This window comes from Streptomyces sp. NPDC058326, assembly GCF_042879855.1.
Classification (GTDB): domain Bacteria; phylum Actinomycetota; class Actinomycetes; order Streptomycetales; family Streptomycetaceae; genus Streptomyces.
Window position 1 is genome coordinate 106,136 of record NZ_JBHVZO010000020.1, and the last position, 16,803, is coordinate 122,938.

20 protein-coding genes and 2 pseudogenes are annotated in these 16,803 nt (G+C 71.5%); 7 read left to right on the forward strand and 15 right to left on the reverse strand.

All coding sequences use genetic code 11. The annotated features are described in order from the left end of the window. Positions 1 to 129: pseudogene (locus ACFVYX_RS29655) on the forward strand (AIM24 family protein); the annotation flags it as partial. Positions 130 to 171: 42 nt separating this feature from the next. Here the strand turns inward: ACFVYX_RS29655 and ACFVYX_RS29660 are convergent. The 5 genes from ACFVYX_RS29660 to ACFVYX_RS29680 all read right to left on the reverse strand — a co-directional run bounded on the left by ACFVYX_RS29660 (position 172) and on the right by ACFVYX_RS29680 (position 3,947). After that, the gene (locus ACFVYX_RS29660; protein ID WP_389684563.1) at positions 172 to 633 is read right to left on the reverse strand and encodes a Fur family transcriptional regulator; all 462 of its coding nucleotides are present in this window, start codon (positions 631 to 633) and stop codon (positions 172 to 174) included. Between the two features lie 50 nt (positions 634 to 683). Then, the gene (locus ACFVYX_RS29665; protein WP_389684564.1) at positions 684 to 1,256 is read right to left on the reverse strand and encodes an FABP family protein; all 573 of its coding nucleotides are present in this window, start codon (positions 1,254 to 1,256) and stop codon (positions 684 to 686) included. 227 nt (positions 1,257 to 1,483) lie between these two features. Then, the gene (locus ACFVYX_RS29670) at positions 1,484 to 2,365 is read right to left on the reverse strand and encodes a hypothetical protein (protein WP_389684565.1); all 882 of its coding nucleotides are present in this window, start codon (positions 2,363 to 2,365) and stop codon (positions 1,484 to 1,486) included. Next, on the reverse strand, positions 2,362 to 3,177 hold the full coding sequence (locus tag ACFVYX_RS29675) for a hypothetical protein (RefSeq protein ID WP_389684566.1): 816 nt from the start codon (positions 3,175 to 3,177) through the stop codon (positions 2,362 to 2,364). Before ACFVYX_RS29675 ends, ACFVYX_RS29670 begins: the two co-directional genes overlap by 4 nt. A gap of 17 nt (positions 3,178 to 3,194) precedes the next feature. Next, entirely contained in the window at positions 3,195 to 3,947 is a 753-nt protein-coding gene (locus tag ACFVYX_RS29680) for a hypothetical protein (RefSeq protein ID WP_389684567.1), read from the reverse strand. A gap of 211 nt (positions 3,948 to 4,158) precedes the next feature. On the opposite strand from ACFVYX_RS29680, the gene ACFVYX_RS29685 reads away from it, so the two are divergent. Continuing rightward, positions 4,159 to 4,521 (forward strand): DsrE family protein, encoded by a 363-nt coding sequence (locus ACFVYX_RS29685; RefSeq protein WP_389684568.1) that lies wholly within the window; start codon positions 4,159 to 4,161, stop codon positions 4,519 to 4,521. Between the two features lie 15 nt (positions 4,522 to 4,536). On the opposite strand, the pseudogene ACFVYX_RS29690 reads toward ACFVYX_RS29685, so the two are convergent. From ACFVYX_RS29690 to ACFVYX_RS29725, 8 genes and pseudogenes are all read right to left on the reverse strand, one after another. Further along, positions 4,537 to 4,812: pseudogene (locus tag ACFVYX_RS29690) on the reverse strand (DUF3099 domain-containing protein); the annotation flags it as partial. 136 nt (positions 4,813 to 4,948) lie between these two features. Further along, positions 4,949 to 5,236, reverse strand: a complete 288-nt coding sequence (locus ACFVYX_RS29695; protein ID WP_017242395.1) for a DUF1416 domain-containing protein — start codon at positions 5,234 to 5,236, stop codon at positions 4,949 to 4,951. A gap of 51 nt (positions 5,237 to 5,287) precedes the next feature. Further along, positions 5,288 to 6,133 carry a sulfurtransferase gene (locus ACFVYX_RS29700; RefSeq protein WP_384111491.1) on the reverse strand — a complete coding sequence of 282 codons (846 nt, stop codon included), beginning with the start codon at positions 6,131 to 6,133 and terminating at the stop codon, positions 5,288 to 5,290. 156 nt (positions 6,134 to 6,289) lie between these two features. Next, positions 6,290 to 6,370 (reverse strand): putative leader peptide, encoded by an 81-nt coding sequence (locus ACFVYX_RS29705; protein WP_350497993.1) that lies wholly within the window; start codon positions 6,368 to 6,370, stop codon positions 6,290 to 6,292. Between the two features lie 247 nt (positions 6,371 to 6,617). After that, positions 6,618 to 7,304 carry a DUF2993 domain-containing protein gene (locus ACFVYX_RS29710; protein ID WP_389684569.1) on the reverse strand — a complete coding sequence of 229 codons (687 nt, stop codon included), beginning with the start codon at positions 7,302 to 7,304 and terminating at the stop codon, positions 6,618 to 6,620. Between the two features lie 147 nt (positions 7,305 to 7,451). Continuing rightward, complete coding sequence (locus ACFVYX_RS29715) at positions 7,452 to 8,675, reverse strand: hypothetical protein (protein ID WP_389684570.1); 1,224 nt, start codon at positions 8,673 to 8,675, stop codon at positions 7,452 to 7,454. A gap of 11 nt (positions 8,676 to 8,686) precedes the next feature. Next, positions 8,687 to 8,941 carry a MoaD/ThiS family protein gene (locus ACFVYX_RS29720; protein WP_056553551.1) on the reverse strand — a complete coding sequence of 85 codons (255 nt, stop codon included), beginning with the start codon at positions 8,939 to 8,941 and terminating at the stop codon, positions 8,687 to 8,689. Between the two features lie 45 nt (positions 8,942 to 8,986). Further along, positions 8,987 to 9,793, reverse strand: coding sequence for an alpha/beta hydrolase (locus ACFVYX_RS29725; protein ID WP_389684571.1), 807 nt, complete (start codon positions 9,791 to 9,793; stop codon positions 8,987 to 8,989). Positions 9,794 to 10,035: 242 nt separating this feature from the next. On the opposite strand from ACFVYX_RS29725, the gene ACFVYX_RS29730 reads away from it, so the two are divergent. The 5 genes from ACFVYX_RS29730 (at position 10,036) to ACFVYX_RS29750 (ending at position 15,313) form a co-directional block, all read left to right on the forward strand. After that, positions 10,036 to 10,860 carry a response regulator transcription factor gene (locus ACFVYX_RS29730; protein ID WP_389684572.1) on the forward strand — a complete coding sequence of 275 codons (825 nt, stop codon included), beginning with the start codon at positions 10,036 to 10,038 and terminating at the stop codon, positions 10,858 to 10,860. Positions 10,861 to 10,884: 24 nt separating this feature from the next. Continuing rightward, positions 10,885 to 11,910 (forward strand): LacI family DNA-binding transcriptional regulator, encoded by a 1,026-nt coding sequence (locus ACFVYX_RS29735; protein ID WP_389684573.1) that lies wholly within the window; start codon positions 10,885 to 10,887, stop codon positions 11,908 to 11,910. A 123-nt stretch (positions 11,911 to 12,033) separates the two neighbouring features. After that, positions 12,034 to 13,131, forward strand: coding sequence for a S1C family serine protease (locus ACFVYX_RS29740; protein ID WP_389684574.1), 1,098 nt, complete (start codon positions 12,034 to 12,036; stop codon positions 13,129 to 13,131). 32 nt (positions 13,132 to 13,163) lie between these two features. Further along, on the forward strand, positions 13,164 to 13,892 hold the full coding sequence (locus ACFVYX_RS29745) for a response regulator transcription factor (protein WP_389684575.1): 729 nt from the start codon (positions 13,164 to 13,166) through the stop codon (positions 13,890 to 13,892). After that, positions 13,889 to 15,313 (forward strand): sensor histidine kinase, encoded by a 1,425-nt coding sequence (locus ACFVYX_RS29750; protein WP_389684576.1) that lies wholly within the window; start codon positions 13,889 to 13,891, stop codon positions 15,311 to 15,313. The genes ACFVYX_RS29745 and ACFVYX_RS29750 overlap by 4 nt, the downstream gene beginning before the upstream one ends. On the opposite strand, the gene ACFVYX_RS29755 is transcribed toward ACFVYX_RS29750, so the two are convergent. Beyond that, complete coding sequence (locus tag ACFVYX_RS29755; protein WP_389684577.1) at positions 15,278 to 16,132, reverse strand: phosphatidylinositol-specific phospholipase C; 855 nt, start codon at positions 16,130 to 16,132, stop codon at positions 15,278 to 15,280. The two genes, ACFVYX_RS29750 and ACFVYX_RS29755, sit on opposite strands and share 36 nt — an antisense overlap. 183 nt (positions 16,133 to 16,315) lie before the next feature. Then, entirely contained in the window at positions 16,316 to 16,795 is a 480-nt protein-coding gene (locus ACFVYX_RS29760; protein ID WP_389684578.1) for a hypothetical protein, read from the reverse strand. Between the last annotated feature and the right edge of the window lie 8 nt (positions 16,796 to 16,803).

Consider the following 16,803-nt stretch of genomic DNA (forward strand, 5'->3'; position numbering starts at 1 on the left):
GGAGACACCCTCTATGTGGAGGCAGACCGCCAGCTCGCCTTCGACGGGAGCCTTCGGCAGGGCACGATGTTCATGGGCTCGCAGGGCGGCGTCATGGGGATGGTGCGCGGCCAGGGCACCGGGCAGGGACAGCAGGGGGCTGGTCGTGGAAGGTCGCTGCATACGGCAAGCCTACGACTCGGCGCCGGCGGCCTTCGTGGCGCCGTCGCCGGCGGCCTTCCCGGCGCAGTCGCCGCACCGCCCGAAGATCGCGAAGTGCTTCATGTCCGTCTCGAACCCGAAGGTCTCACGGAGCTTCCCGGTGAACTCGGCGGCCACCTCGACATCGGCCTCGATCACCCCGGAGCAGTCCCGGCAGACCAGGTGCAGATGGTGGTGCCGGTCGGCGAGGTGGTACGTCGGAGCCCCGTGCCCCAGATGGGCGTGGCTCACCAGACCGAGCTCCTCCAGGAGCTCCAGGGTCCGGTAGACGGTGGAGATGTTCACCCCCGAGGCGGTCCTGCGGACCTCGACGAGGATGTCGTCGGGCGTCGCGTGCTCCAGCGCGTCGACGGCCTCCAGGACAAGCTGACGCTGCGGCGTCAGCCGATAGCCGCGCTGCCGCAGGTCGCTCTTCCAGTCGGTGCTCACCACGCCCCCCAGTGTAGGAGGGCGCGGCGCTCCGCCCCAGGCTTCCGGTGGCTCTAGCGGAAGAAGGCGATGCCGTCGTCCGGCAGGTCGCCGAGGTTGCGGGCCATCTCCGCGACCTCTTCCGGCGTCACGACCTTCTTGAGGTGCGCCGACATGTACGGCCGCAGCGGGACCTCGGGGGTCGCCTTCTCGCCCACCCACATCAGGTCGCTCTTCACGTAGCCGTACAGGCGCTTGCCGCCGGAGTACGGGCCCGAGGCCGCCGTCCGGGCGACGGCGTCCGTCGCCAGGTCGATCTGCGGCTTCTGGTCGGCGAGCTCGCCGTACCAGATCTCGACGATGCCCTGGTCGCGGACCATGACGACCTCGACCTTGCGGTCCTTGTCGATGCGCCAGTAGCCGCTCTCGCTCTCCAGCGGACGGACCTTGTTGCCCTCGTCGTCCAGGACCCAGGAGTGGGAGGTGTACTCGAGGAAGTCCCGGCCGTCGTGGCTGAACGTCACGGACTGACCGAAGTTGCACTTCTCGGCGCCGGGGAAGTCGGAGACACCCGCGCCCTCCCACGTACCGAGCAGGAACGCGAGGGGGACGAGGTCCGGGTTGAGGTCGGACGGGATCTCGATCATGAGCAGCTCTGGCGTTCTCTAGAAGTGGTTAGCGCTGACCCTGGTACAGCTTCTTCACAGCCAGTCCGGTGAAGGCGAGCACGCCGACGGCGACCAGGACCAGCAGGATTTCGAAGAAAATGATCACAGGGTGCTCCTCGACGAGCGGTGAAGGCGGAACGGGCCGGACCCCAGCTTAGTGGGCGGGGGCCCGGCCCACTCGGTGAGGTGGGTCTCGCGCGGCGGACCTAGCCGAGCAGCTGCGCCTGGAGGGTGACGGTCTGCTGGAACGGCACGGTCAGCGCCTCGCCCTTGCGGGTCTGGGTGACCACGGCGAACGTGTCGCCGGCCTGGATGTAGGCCCAGCGGGTCTGCTCCGGGCCGTGCGGCTTCCGCTCGTCGTAGGTGTACAGCGAGAGGTAGGAGAGCCGCACGTCCTTCACGGAGTCGTCCAGCGTCTCGCCCTCGACACCGTCGGGGAGCCTGCTGCCTCGGGTGCCCGTGTCCATGACGTCGTCCTTGAACGCCTCCGCGAACGCGACCGAGGAGAACCTCAGCAGGTACACGCGGGTGGCCGTACCGTCCGGCGTCGTCCAGCCGCGGGCGGCGATGTGCCGCAGGGCGGAGTCGGCCAGGGCCTCCTTCACCGCGACCCGGTCGTCGGCGTAGAAGTGGGTGAGGTACGTGTCGATGCCGATCCAGCCGCCGTTCAGGGCGGGGTCGACCTTCGCGCCCTCCGGAGCGGGCAGTACGAGCTTCCGCAGGTCGGCGTGGTGGATCTCGCCTTCGTTGCCGGTGGTGAAGGGGCGCTGGACCCCCTCGGGCAGCGCCGGAAGGGCGAGCTTCGGGTAGGTCCAGCGGCCGTCGGACTCGGTCGCGAGGCCGGGCACCCGGTCGCGGTCCACGGCGGTGATCCCCATGGCCGCACCGGTCCCCACACCGCCGCACACGAGAACGGCGGCGGTCCACCGGGCGATGCCCCGGAGCAGAGGCCGCCGGGACTTCTTGGGCGCGGGTGCGGGGACGGGCGCGGGCTCGGCCCCCGGAGCGGCCTGGACGTCGGGCTTCGGCTCGATCGGGGCCTCGGCCCGAAGTTCGCCCTGGTTCTGGGTCTGGGTCTGCTCGGTCATACGTACTCCCCCGGGGACTCGATGTGGTCGAGCTGCTGCTTCAGCAGGTCCGCCACGGCCGTCCGGTCGAACGGCTTGGCGCTCGCCGCCGTGACCGCGACCATGACCTCGGAGTCGTAGGCGACGCAGATCATGCCTTCCAGCTGCTCCTCCCGCTCCTTCTTGTTCAGCGTCTTGTCCTCGGGCACCAGGTAGCAGGCCGCGTTCCTGTGGTCCTTCACCTTGGGCCCCTTCGGGAACTTCAAAGCCTCCAGAAGGTCCCTGCGCAGGGTGAAGCTGTCCTTGATCCGCCTCTTGTCCTTCATCCGCGTGAGGGTGACGGAGGTGACGGCGGCGTCGCCGAGGTCGGCGAAGGTGCGCACCGCGACGCCCTGGATGCCGAGCCGGTCGACCGCCTTCTCGTACTCGCGCCGCTTCTTGCCGGAGAGCCCCTCGCCCTCCTGCTTCACCAGCGCGACGGCCTCCTTCGGGCCGAGCTCGCCGTCGTTCCCGTACAGCTTGTGGTCGGGACCGAGCTCATACCCGGCCGGCACGGGCAGCAGCAGCTTGCTCAGCGGCGTCCCGGCCTTGCCACGCGCGGCGATCTCGGCCGGGTCCTTGTCCTGCGCGGTCGAGTCCGCGGGGGCCCACACCTCCGTCGGCGCGGTCCGGTCGGCGGAGGAGACGGTGACGGCGGTGTACGCCACCCCGCCCCCGGCCACGCCGAGGACGAGCACAGCGGGCAGCACGACCCCGAGCAGGACGCGGCGCGCGCCGCCTCTCCGCTTCGGCGGCTGCCCGACGGGCACGGTCTCGTCGACAGGTACGGTCACGTCGTTCCGGTCCTCACTCACAGGCGCCCCAGCTGTCGCTCGGCCAGCGAACGGATGTCCTTCTCCGAGATCTTCTTCGTGTCGAAGACCAAGATCTCGACCGCGATGTCCCCGCGGTGGAAGTAGGCCCTGGCCTGGTGGATGTCCAGGTAGCCGGCCTCACGGTGCACGGGGAAGACGTAGTAGCGGCCGTCGGCGGAGCCCTTGAGGACCTCACCCTCGCCGTTCGCGTAGTCCTCGTCGGGCATGTAGCCGTTCTGGTCCTCGATGTAGTCCCGCGCACCGAGGACGTCGCCGGAGCGGTACTGGATCAGGCGGATCTCGGTCGTCCGGTCCTTGCCCGAATCCCAGGACGTGACCGCGACGCGACGGATGCCCAGTTCCAGCTGGTAGCTCAGCGCGTCCCCGGGCCGCTTGAAGTCGGAGGCGAAGTCGTCGACGGACATCCAGCCGTCGCGGTCCCCGAACTCGTCCTTCCTCGCCCCCGCGGGCTTCGGCAGCAGCAGCTTCCGCAGGTCGCCCTGCGCCTTCGCCTGAAGGTCCTCCGAGGCGGGCAGCGGATCCGGCTCCTGGCCCTTCGGGAGCGGCTTCGGGTAGGCCAGACCGGGCTGGTTCAGCGGCGGGAGCGGGACCGGCTCCCGTTCGGCCTGGATGCCGTAGCCGACCGCCGTGCCGCCGACGAGGCCGAGGACGGCGGCGACGGCTATCAGGCCGGCCGTGCGGAGGGCGCGGCGGCGCGGCCGTGCGGTGGGCGGTGTGTCCGAGGGCACATCCGGCGCCGCGTCCCGCGAGTCGACCGGAGGCGCTGCTTCCGCGCCGGCCTCCGGCCCCGGTGGCGGTGCCGTTTCCGGATTTTGGATACTTTCTTCGTTGCTCAAGAGTCCCCCCACGAGACCTGAAGCACGGATTCCGTTATCCGCGCACCCAGCTGACACGTGAGGTGCGCATGAGGTTGCAGCACCGCGCATTACAGTTCGGTATATGGCGAAGAAGCTCGTGATCAAGGTGACCGCAGGGGCCGACGCCCCCGAACGCTGCTCCCAGGCCTTCACGGTGGCCGCCGTCGCCGTCGCCAGCGGCGTCGAGGTCTCGCTCTGGCTGACCGGCGAGTCCTCGTGGTTCGCCCTCCCGGGCCGGGCCGCCGAGTTCGAACTCCCCCACGCGGCGCCGCTGCCGGACCTGATCGACTCGATCCTGGCGGCCGGGCGCATCACGCTCTGCACCCAGTGCGCGGCGCGGCGGGAGATCACGGAGAAGGACGTCCTGGACGGCGTCCGCATCGCCGGCGCCCAGGTGTTCGTCCAGGAGGCCCTGACGGACGGGACGCAGGCCCTCGTCTACTGACCCGGCCTCGCGGCGCTAGCGCTCCCGGCGCTTCTTGCCGTCCAGCTCGTCCCACCACTCGTCCGACGTCGGGTCGCCCGACGGGTCGTCCCACCAGCGGTCCTCCGGGCCCCGGCGGTTCGCGACCATCGCGGCGACCGGGGGGATGAGCATGGCGACCACGCACATGCCGATGGCCACCGGCATCGAGAAGAGCCGCACGACGGCCCAGGCGCCCACGAAGAGGACCAGGCAGGCGCCCATCATCCAGAAATAGACGTGGCGACGTCGTGCGTACACACCTTCAGCGTACGACCGGGCCGACCGGCGTTCACGGCGGCCGGAGGCCGCGAGAAGAAAGAAGACCGAAGGGCCGTGCCTCTAGTCCTGGAAATGGCGTCCAACCCCCCAGGAGGCACGGCCCTTCGGCCGGTTCAGCGTTGCGGGGTCACACCGCGATGGCGACCTCCGCGAGGCCACCCTTCTGGGCCACGACCTGGCGGTCGGCGGTGCCGCCGGGGACCAGGGCGCGGACGGTCCAGGTGCCCTCGGCCGCGTAGAAACGGAACTGGCCGGTGGCGGAGGTCGGGACCTCGGCCGTGAACTCGCCGGTCGAGTCCAGGAGGCGGACGTAACCGGTGACGGGCTCGCCGTCCTTGGTCACGAAGCCCTGGATGGTGGTCTCACCGGGCTTGATCGTCGAGGCGTCGGGGCCGCCGGGCTGCGCTCCACACATGTCGTTCTGTCCTTACGGTCGAGGGGTCCGGAGGAGGGGAGGGTCCGGGGATTACTTGTTGGCGCCGAGCTCGATCGGCACGCCGACGAGGGAGCCGTACTCGGTCCACGAGCCGTCGTAGTTCTTGACGTTGGTGACCTCGAGCAGCTCGTGCAGGACGAACCAGGTCAGCGCGGAGCGCTCACCGATGCGGCAGTAGGCGATGGTGTCCTTCGCCAGGTCGACCTGCTCGGCCTCGTAGAGGGCCTTGAGCTCGTCGTCCGACTTGAACGTGCCGTCGTCGTTGGCGTTCTTCGACCACGGGATGTTGCGGGCGCTCGGCACGTGGCCGGGGCGCTGCGACTGCTCCTGCGGGAGGTGCGCCGGGGCGAGCAGCTTGCCGGAGAACTCGTCGGGCGAGCGGACGTCGACCAGGTTCTGCGCGCCGATCGCGGCCACGACGTCGTCGCGGAAGGCACGGATCGAGGAGTCCTGGGCCTTGGCCTTGTACTCGGTGGCCGGGCGGGCCGGGACCTCGGAGCCGTCGACCAGGTCGCGGGAGTCGAGCTCCCACTTCTTGCGGCCGCCGTCGAGGAGCTTCACGTCCTGGTGGCCGTAGAGCTTGAAGTACCAGTAGGCGTACGAGGCGAACCAGTTGTTGTTGCCGCCGTAGAGGACGACCGTGGTGTCGTTCGCGATGCCCTTCGCCGAGAGGAGCTTCTCGAAGCCCTCCTGGTCGATGAAGTCACGGCGGACCGGGTCCTGAAGGTCCTGGGTCCAGTCGATCCGGATGGCGTTGCGGATGTGGTTCTTCTCGTAGGCCGAAGTGTCCTCGTCGACCTCGACGATGGCGACCTGCGGGTTGTCGAGGTTGGCCTCGACCCAGTCCGCGTCGACCAGGACGTCGCTGCGAGCCATGCTGTTCTCCTCCGGGGCAGTGTGCGGCGGTGTGGTGCGGGTGTGGTGCGGTACGCGTCGTCGCGTGCGTACGGACAGCGGACGTGCGTACGGCTACACAGGCAGGCCCTGACCTCGGTCGGAGGGCCTGAGGAATACGGGAGTGGTGAGTCCCGCTCAGACGGAGCGACAGAGCATGGCGGCGACGCGGCACAGGTCTACTGCCCGCCGCTTCGTGAGATCCGCCTGTCGCTTCATGCCCTCGATCGTAGGGACGGACAGGCGGCCGTGTCACCGGTGTGTCGTATTTTGAGACGCGATCGTCCGAGATGCGAGACGCGATCACCGTACGGAGGGGCTCCGGAGGCCCCCGCGGCCCGGCGTCCAGCACCGTTTCTGCGCTTCGGACAGCGTCGTCTCAACATGTGACCAAGGGGTACGTACGGGTCTCCGGAGGCTCCCGGGGTTGCTCCCGGCGCTCCGCGGACCGCGCCCGCGGGTGCCGTCAGCCCGCGAGGACTATGTCCGTGCCGGACACCGAGACGGCCAGACCCTCCGGCCTGGGCTCGACCTTCTCCACCTTCATGCCGGCGATCGCCCCGATCGGGCGCTCGAAGTCGGTCCGCTCACGGACCAGTTCCTCGATGCCGGGGATGCCCTCGCCCGGCACCTCGTCGGCGCGGACCCGGATCGTGTCGCCGTTCACCACGGTCACCGTCGACAGGACCGTGCGGGTCAGGGTGCGGCCCATGATCGTCACCCCGCCGGTCACCTTCACCTTGCCGTTCTCGCCGTAGGCGACGGTGGCCTCCCGGTCGGACGCGGCGGTGAGGTCCGCGTACGAGATGAGGGCGGTCCCGCTCGCGGAACCCGCCTTCGCCCCCGCCCAGTCGCCGGTCACGGTGACGTCCCGCAGCGCCATGGTCAGCTCGCCGACCCGGACGCGCCGGCTGCCCGCCGTCGCCGAGACACCGGTCGCCTTCACGTCGACCTCGTCGAACCGCTTGCCGGCGACCTGGGTGAGGAACGGGAAGCCCTTGATGTCGACCTCGATCGAGTCGCTTTCGACGGCCGAGAGCTTCACCCGGCTCGACGCCTCCGACTCGGCGTAGGCCAGGGCCAGCCGGTCTGTCCCGACGAGGACCCCGCCCAGCACGACGGCCACGATCAACAGAATCCGCAGTGCTCGCATGGGCTGAGTGTCCCCCCGATGGAAATGAATATGTCCGGCCCCCCGACACGAAGATCGACGTGCCGGGGGGCCGGTTGGTTCCCGCGCGGCCCCCGGACCAGGGTCCGGTCAGGGGCGCGTCGGGGCGGCGTCAGGGCCGCCTCGGGGTCAGGCCAGCGCCCGGCCGAGGAGGTACACGGCGGGCGCCGCGGCCGTCAGCGGCAGCGCGACCCCGGCCGTCATGTGGACGAAGCGGGACGGGTAGTCGTAACTGGCCACCCGCAGGCCGACGAGCGCGCAGATCCCGGCCCCGAGGCCGAGCAGCGCCCCGGACGTGCCCAGGCCGGTGAGACCGCCCGCCGCGATCCCCGCGCCCGCGGAGGCGAGCAGCGCGGCGACCAGAGAGACCGGGCCGGGCAGCGGGAGGGCACGGGCCAGGACGGTGGCGGCGACGGCGACCCCGCCGACGACCACCGCGTCGGACGCGGCCCCGAGGTGCCCGGTGGCGACGACGGTCAGCGCCGCCGAGGCCACGGTGGCCATCAGGCCGTACATCCGCTCGTCCGGGTCGGCGTGGCTGCGCAGCTGGAGGACGAGACAGAGCAGCACCCAGGCGCCCAGCGTGCCGAGCATCGCGGCGGCCGCGTGCTCGCGACCGGTGGCGAGCAGGGCGGCGTCGGCCGCGAGCCCGCCGGCGAAGGCGAGGGCGATTCCCTGCCGGGCGGGCCACATGCCGTTGAGCCGGAACCAGCCGGCGGCGGTGAGGCCCTGGAGCAGGACGAGCGGGACGAGCAGGCCGTATGTGCCGAGGGCGGCGCCCCCGGCGAGCAGCAGTCCGAGGACGGCGGTGAGCGCGGCGGGCTGCATCCCCGGCTCGATCACGGGCGAGCGTCCTTCGGCCCGGGCCCGCTGGGCGTCGGTGATCCGGGTGTTGCCCGAGGTACTGGGCGTGGACCAGGCGGGGCCCGTCTCCCCTACGGCCGAGCCGGCCGGCGAACCGGCCACCGAACCGGCCGCCGGAGCCGCCGGAGCCATCGCCGGGGCGGGAGCGGGCGCCGGAACCTGCTGCGGCCCGGCGTCATAGGACGGGACGGGCGTGCCGTACGACTGGTACGGCTCATACGACTGGTGCGGCTCGTACGGCTGACCGTACGCCTCCGCCGCCTCCGCCTCCTGCGCCCCGTAGGCCGCGGGGGCCTGGGCGGCCCCCGCCCGCGCGGCCTGGATCTGGTCGTACGAGACGGCCGGCTGGTACTGGGTGTCCCAGGTCTGGCCCTCCCACGTCTGGGTGACGTCGGGGCTCTCCGCCCCCTGCCCGCCCTGACCCTGCCCCTGGTTCCCGTTCGCGTACGGGTCGTACTGCTGCCCGCCGTAGTACTGGTCGTTGCTCATTGCTCTGGGGTTCACCCTCCTGCGAACGGGGGGAGCACCTCGACCGTGCCGCCCTCGGCAAGCCGTACCGTCTCATGGCTCCGGGTCCCGACGGGGTCACCGTCGACCAGGAACGAGCACCGCCGGAGGACCTGGACGAGCTCGCCCGGGTGCTTCGCGCGGACGGCGTCGAGCGCCTCCGCGAGGTGCTCGGCGGTGTACGGCTCCTCCGCGACACCGGCCGCGGCCTTGGCCGCGGCCCAGTAGCGGATGGTTCCCGCTGCCATAGCGGCGCTCCCTTCGTTCGTGTGCGCGCCGCTCCCCATGATGGGCTATGCGCGCGTGAGCCAGCCCCCGAGCCGGGTGAGCAGCTCCTCGCCGGCGGCGTTCTCGGCGTGGCCCATGCCCCGTTCCAGCCACAGCTCCGCGTCACCGGCCGCGGCCAGCATCCGGGGGTGGTCGAGCGGGAAGTACGCGTCCCGGTCGCCGTGCACGATCAGCAACGGAGTCGGCGCGATCAGCGGCACGGCCTCCACGGGAGAGAGGGGCACGGGGTCCCAGGCGCGCCTGTCGATCCGGGTGCGGAGCCCGTAACGGCCGACGAGGCGGCCCTCCGGCCGGGTGACCACCCAGTGGAGGCGGCGCATCGGGGCCGTACCCCGGTAGTACCAGCGGGCCGGCGCGGAGACGGCGGCCACCGCGTCGGCCCGTCCCTCCGTCCCCCGGTCGAGGGCCGCGTGGCGCAGGACCACGGACCCGCCCATGGAGAAGCCGACCGTCGCCACGCGCGCGTGGCCGAGGCGGCGGGCCCAGCGGACGGCGGCGGACAGGTCGAGGACCTCCCGGTCGCCGACGGTGGACAGGCCGCCGGAGCGGCCGTGCCCGCGGAAGGAGAAGGTCACGACGGCCGCGCCACGCTCCGCGAAGGCCCGGGCGGCGCGCCGGACGGCGGGCCGGTCGGCCGACCCGGTGAACCCGTGCGCCACGACGACGGCCGTATCGGTGACACTTGCGGTGGAGGGTTCGTAAACCGCCTCGATCCGGACACCGTCATCGGTACGCAACATGGCCCGTCGGGATCCGGAAGTGATCAGGGAGACATCCACCATGTGAAATCCGCCCTCTCCCTCTGAACTCATGTGGGCTATTCTGCTGGGCAGAGGATCCGGGCGACGCAGCCCCCGGGTCCTTTTGCGTTTTCCGACCGTTGTTACGGACGGATGAACAAAAGCTCTCAGGGCGCGAGAGCCCGCAGTGATCTGCGTGAAGCAGTGTTTGTACGAAGCAGTGCACGTCCTCGCAGGGACCGAGGAGGAACCGACGTTATGAGCGAGCGACCGAAGCACGACCGACCGACGGCAGTGACGGCAGGTGGGGCGCGATGAGCTCACTGCTGCTCCTCACCAACGCTCTCCAGCCGTCGACCGAGGTGCTTCCCGCACTCGGTCTGCTGCTCCACAACGTCCGGGTGGCACCGGCCGAGGGCCCCGCCCTCGTGGACACCCCCGGCGCGGACGTCATCCTCGTCGACGGCAGGCGGGACCTCCCGCAGGTCCGTTCGCTCTGCCAGCTGCTGCGGTCCACCGGGCCCGGCTGCCCCCTGATCCTCGTCGTCACCGAGGGCGGCCTCGCGGCTGTCACCGCCGACTGGGGCATCGACGACGTCCTCCTCGACACCGCGGGCCCGGCCGAGGTCGAGGCACGCCTCCGGCTCGCCATGGGCCGGCAGCAGATCGTCGCCGACGACTCCCCCATGGAGATCCGCAACGGTGACCTGTCGGTCGACGAGGCGACGTACAGCGCGAAGCTCAAGGGCCGGGTCCTGGACCTGACCTTCAAGGAGTTCGAGCTGCTCAAGTACCTGGCGCAGCACCCCGGCCGGGTCTTCACCCGCGCGCAGCTCCTCCAGGAGGTGTGGGGGTACGACTACTTCGGCGGCACCCGGACGGTCGACGTCCACGTGCGGCGGCTGCGGGCCAAGCTGGGCCCCGAGCACGAGTCGCTCATCGGCACCGTCCGTAACGTCGGCTACCGCTTCGTCACCCCGGAGAAGGTCGAGCGGGCGGCGGAGGAGGCCCGCGCCAAGGAGGAGGCGCGCGCCAAGGACGCCCGTGCGGGCGGCCGCGTCAAGGACGCCACGGCGGGTGTCACTCCCTCGGAGGACAGGAACGTGGCGGACGCCACAGTGCGACCTGCCGGTAGGTAGGTCACCCCGCGTAGACTGCCGCGCGTGGCCAAGGTGACGCGGGATGACGTAGCTCGACTGGCAGGTACTTCTACCGCGGTCGTGAGCTACGTCATCAACAACGGACCCCGGCCGGTCGCCCCGGCCACGCGCGAGCGTGTCCTCGCCGCCATCAAGGAGCTGGGGTACCGCCCCGACCGGGTGGCCCAGGCGATGGCCTCGCGGCGCACCGACCTCATAGGCATGATCGTCCCCGACGCGCGGCAGCCGTTCTTCGCGGAGATGGCACACGCGGTCGAGCAGGCCGCCGCCGAGCGCGGGAAGATGGTCCTCGTCGGCAACTCCGACTACCGCACCGAGCGTGAGGTCCACTACCTGCGCGCCTTCCTCGGGATGCGGGTCTCCGGACTGATCCTGGTCAGCCAGGGCATGAGCGAGCAGGCCGCGAGCGAGATCGAGGCCTGGGACGCGCGCGTGGTGCTGCTGCACGAGCGGCCCGAGGCGATCGACGACGTGGCCGTCGTCACCGATGACATCGGCGGCGCCCAGCTCGCCACCCGGCACCTTCTGGAGCACGGCCACCCGTATGTGGCGTGCCTCGGCGGCGTCCCGAACACCCCGGCCGTCGGCGACCCGGTCGCCGACCACGTCGAGGGCTGGCGGCGCGCCATGCTGGAGGCCGGCCGCTCGACCGAGGGCCGGCTCTTCGAGGCCCCGTACAACCGCTACGACGCCTACCAGGTCGCCCTCAAGCTCCTCGCGGGCCCCGACAGGCCGCCGGCCATCTTCTGCTCCACCGACGACCAGGCCTTCGGTGTGCTCCGGGCGGCGCGCGAGCTGCGCATCGAGGTGCCCACGGAGCTCGCGGTCGCGGGCTTCGACGACGTGAAGGAGGCGGCGCTCACCGACCCGCCGCTGACCACGATCTCCTCGGACCGGCCGGCGATGGCCCGGGCGGCGGTGGACCTGGTCCTCGACGACTCGCTCCGGGTGGCGGGCTCGCGCCGCGAGCGCGTGAGGCTGTTCCCTTCGGCCCTGGTCGTCCGCCGCTCCTGCGGCTGCGGCGAGTAAGCACCCAGAGGACAGCAACCAGAGGACAGCACCCCGCGCCTTTATATAGGGCATACGGGGTTCTGTCGGGCTTCTCAGCCGCTCCTCAGACGGCTCTCATGTACGGCTCCGAGAGTCGTAGCCATGACGGACTTCCCGGAGCAGCAGCCGCAGCAGCCCTTCCACCCGCCGCAGCCGCCGAGGCCGCCGTACGACCCGACGCGGTCGCACCCGTTCGACCCGGCGCAGCCGATCGTCACCGAACCGGGCACGACGGTCTGGCCGTCGGGCGGGCACGTACCTCCGCCGACGGGCCCGCCGGCCCCGCCCGTGGCTCCCGCCGGAGGCCGGGGCTCCCGTCGCCGCGCCAGGCGCGGGGCCGGTCTCATGGTGGCCGTGGCCATCGCGGCCGCCGCGGTCGGCGGCGGCGCGGCCACGCTCGTCAAGGAGTTCGCCTCCGACGCCCCCGCCGCCGCTTCCTCGGCCGTGAGCGGCACCAACGTCTCCGCGGGCAGCGCGGGCACGGTCGCCGGTGTCGCCGAGGCCGTCTCCCCCTCCATCGTCGAGATCTCCGCGGCCTCGAACGCGGGCAAGTCGACCGGATCGGGCGTGATCATCACCTCCGACGGGGAGATCGTCACCAACAACCACGTGATCTCCGGCGCCTCCGAGATCACCGTCCGGCTCAGCGACGGCAAGAGCTACCGGGCCGAGGTCGTCGGCACGGACCCCGACAAGGACCTGGCGCTCATCAAGCTGAAGGGCGCCTCCGGGCTCAGGACGGCCACGCTCGGCGACTCCTCCAAGGTCCGGGTCGGCGACCAGGTCGTGGCGATCGGCTCCCCGGAAGGCCTGACCGGCACGGTCACCAGCGGCATCGTCTCCGCGCTCGACCGGGACGTGACGGTCGCCAAGGACGACGACAGCCGACAGCAGGAACAGCAGCAGTACGACCCCCGGCAGGGCTGGCCGTTCGAGTTCGGCGGGCAGCAGTTCAACGGCGACACCGGCTCGTCGAAGACCACGTACAAGGCGATCCAGACCGACGCCTCGCTCAATCCGGGGAATTCCGGCGGTGCGCTGATCAATATGGACGGCGAGATCATCGGCATCAATTCGGCCATGTATTCGCCCAGTTCTTCGAACGGCTCCACGGCCGGAAGCGTCGGCCTCGGATTCGCCATCCCGGTCGACACCCTGAAGGCCGACCTGGACAGCCTCCGCGCGGGCGGTGACAACTGACCGGCGCAGGGGCGGCGTGCGACGCTGAAGCCATGACGGGACAGCGAAACGAAGCCGAGCGCATCCTCATCGTCGACGACGAGCCCGCCGTCCGGGAGGCCCTGCGCCGCAGCCTCGCCTTCGAGGGGTACGGGACACAGGACGCCGTCGACGGCCTCGACGCGCTCGCCCGGATGGAGTCGTACGCCCCCGATCTCGTCGTCCTCGACGTCCAGATGCCCCGCATGGACGGGCTGACCGCGGCCCGCCGGATCAGGGCCTCCGGCTCCACCGTCCCGATCCTGATGCTCACCGCCCGGGACACCGTCGGCGACCGGGTCACCGGGCTCGACGCGGGCGCGGACGACTACCTGGTGAAGCCCTTCGAGCTGGACGAGCTGTTCGCCCGGATCAGGGCCCTGCTCCGGCGCAGCTCGTACGCCTCGGCCACGGCCGCCGCCCCCGCCGACACCGACGTGCTGGCCTTCGAGGACCTGCGGATGGACCTGGCCACGCGCGAGGTGTCCCGGGGCGGGCGGACCGTCGAGCTGACGCGGACCGAGTTCACCCTCCTGGAGATGTTCCTGGCGCACCCGCGGCAGGTGCTCACCCGGGAGCAGATCCTGAAGGCCGTGTGGGGCTTCGACTTCGAGCCGAGTTCGAACTCGCTGGACGTGTACGTGATGTATCTGCGGCGCAAGACGGAGGCGGGCGGCGAGCCGCGCCTCGTGCACACAGTGCGGGGCGTGGGGTACGCGCTGCGGGGAGGGGGCGGCGAGTGAGGAGTCCCCTGGCGTGGTTCCGCTCCCGGCCGCTCCGCTCCCGACTCGCGCTGCTCACGGCGGTCGCCGTCGCGGTGGCGGTGGCGGCCGTGTCGCTCGCCTGCTGGTTCGTGACGCGGGCGCAGCTGGAGACCGAGATGGACTCCTCGCTGCGCAGCACGCGCCTGGACGCGAACGGGGTGCAGAGCCTGCTGACGATGTGCCGCCAGGGCACGACACCCCCGCCGGTGGCGGGTTCGTACACGGTCCAGGTGATCCTCGCCAACGGCAGTGTGTGCACCTCGGGGAAGGCCGCGATCCCGGCCGGCGAGGGGGATCTCGCGGTGGCGCGGGGCCGGCTGGAGTACGTCCTGCACACGGTGAAGGACGACACCGGGCGTGAGATGCGGGTCTACACCTACCCGCAGGAGGGCCCGATCGGCCTCGCCGTCTCGGTCGCCCGGCCGTTCACCGAGATCGACAACTCGATGTCGACGCTGCGCTGGGTGCTGCTCCTGGTCTCCGGGATCGGGGTCGTGGGCGCGGGCGCGGCCGGCCTGTGGGTGGCGAGGACCGGTCTCGAGCCGGTGGACCGGCTGACCGGGGCGGTCGAGCACGTGGCCGCGACCGAGGACCTGACCGTGCGCATCCCGGTGGAGGGCGAGGACGAGATCGCCCGTCTGTCGCGCTCCTTCAACGCGATGACGGCGGCGCTTGCGACGTCCCGCGACCGGCAGGCGCAGCTGATCGCGGACGCGGGCCACGAGCTCCGGACGCCCCTCACCTCCCTCCGTACGAACGTCGAACTGCTCGCGCGCAGCGAGGAGACGGGCCGGGCGATCCCGCCGGACGACCGGCGGGCCCTGATGGCCTCGGTGAAGGCGCAGATGACGGAGCTGGCGGCGCTGATCGGAGACCTCCAGGAGCTGGCCCGCCCGGACGCGGCGCAGCCCGGCCCGCTCGAAGTGGTCCCGCTCCACACCATCCTGCGGACGGCCCTGGACCGGGCCCGGCTCAGGGGCCCCGAGCTGACCCTGGTGACGGACCTGGCGCCCTGGTACGTACGGGCGGAGCCCGCGGCCCTCGAACGGGCGCTGATGAACGTCCTGGACAACGCGGTGAAGTTCTCGCCGCCGCGCGGCACGGTCGAGGTGACCCTGATGCGGGGCGAGCTGACCGTCCGCGACCAGGGCCCCGGCATCGCGCCGGACGAGCTCCCGCACGTCTTCGACCGCTTCTGGCGCTCCCCGTCGGCCCGCAGCCTCCCGGGCTCGGGCCTGGGCCTGTCGATCGTGGCCCGTACGGTCCACCACGCGGGCGGCACGATCACCCTCACCCCGGCGGAGGGCGGCGGCACCGTGGCGACGGTCCGGCTGCCGGGAGCGCCGACCCCGCCGCCGGCGGGGTCAGTTGTGCCGGAGCAGGGCTTCGACGAGGCCTGAGCGGGTGTTCGGGAAGTCCATGGGGACGATGCCGAGTCCGGTCCTCCCGGCCGCCCAGGACCCGTCGAGGAAGCTGTGGACGCGCGGGTTCAGGCGGTCGGAGTTCCAGCGTGGCGGCAGGTAGGCGGAGGTGCTGGTGAAGTTCACGTACAGCTTGCCGGGCTGTTCGGCGGCGGCGCGGAAGTGGGACTCGATCTTCGGGTACTTGGCGTCGGGGAGCGCGTTCCAGTCGTCCTGGACGGAGAAGAACGAGCCGTCGGCCCAGCGCAGTCCGGGCAGTCCGCCGTTGTCGGCGAGGAGGACGACCCGGCCGCGGGCCTCGCCGAGGAGCGGCGGCCCGTCGCCGATGCGGAAGAGGGAGCGCCAGCCGCGGCCGTCGAGGTAGTCGTCGAAGACCGCGCGGAAGGTGGCGTCGGACTCCTCGGAGTACTCCTGTTTGACCCGCATGAGGACGGTCTCGGAGGGGTGCGCGGTGAGGAAGGCACGGCAGGCGACGAGGACGTCACCGAACATCATGTTCTGGTAGGACGCGCCGTGGTGGATGGCGAAGGAACCGCCGGTCACCCGGCACCGGATGTCCAGGAAGCGGATGCCGCTGTCCAGCTGCTGGGCGATGGTGGTGTTCTGGCACTCGGACCAGGGGCCGCCGAACCGCGCTCCGGAGTCGTGGGTGCCGGGGATGGTGAGCTGCCGCAGCGGCGTCGCGTCGCCGTGCGCCGCCATCCAGGCCCGTACGTCCACGGCCGAGGCGGGGGGCGCCCCGAGCATCACTCCGGCCCCGGCGGCAAGGGCCCCCACGAGAAAGCGTCGTCGCTCCATGCCCGGATAATGACAGGGTCACGACAAACACACCAGGGGTCCGGCGCGCCGACGCCGACGTCCGCGGGACCCGGGGCCTGCCGAAGTCCGGTTCCGCGCGACCCGGGGACGGCCGAGGGCCGGTTCCGACGGGAACCGGCCCTCTTGACCCTTCAGACGCGATTCACGCGCGCATGCCGTGGGTCACCGCGTGACGGTGAACGCGCACCAGGGCGTCCAGGCCGAGTCCTGGCCGCTGCCCTTCGCGTGCAGGCGGAACCGGTACTCCCCCGGCTTCAGTTCGCCCGCGCCCAGAGCGAGGTTGAAGACCATGCCGTTCGGCCAGATCCGCTCGGTCCTGGTGAGGAGCGCGGCCTCGCCCGGCCTGGCGACCTCGAAGGTGGCCCGCAGGGAGTGGTAACGCCTGTTCTTGCCCGCGTCCTTGCCGAACTCGGCCGGCGAGGCGGCGAGCGCGCCGCCGCTCGCACCGGAGATCACCGGGGTCGGACCGCCCTCGCAGAACTGCGCCTGCTCGTACGGTCCGGCGAAGACCCGGAGAGTCCCCGGCACGCTGGGGTCGGCCTGCGATCCGTTCGCGTTCGCGCCGGCGACGACCGAGACGGAGACGAGCGCGGCGATCACACCGGCGGTGACGCCGATGCGTCGGAGATGCTTCCTGCTCACGGGAAGAC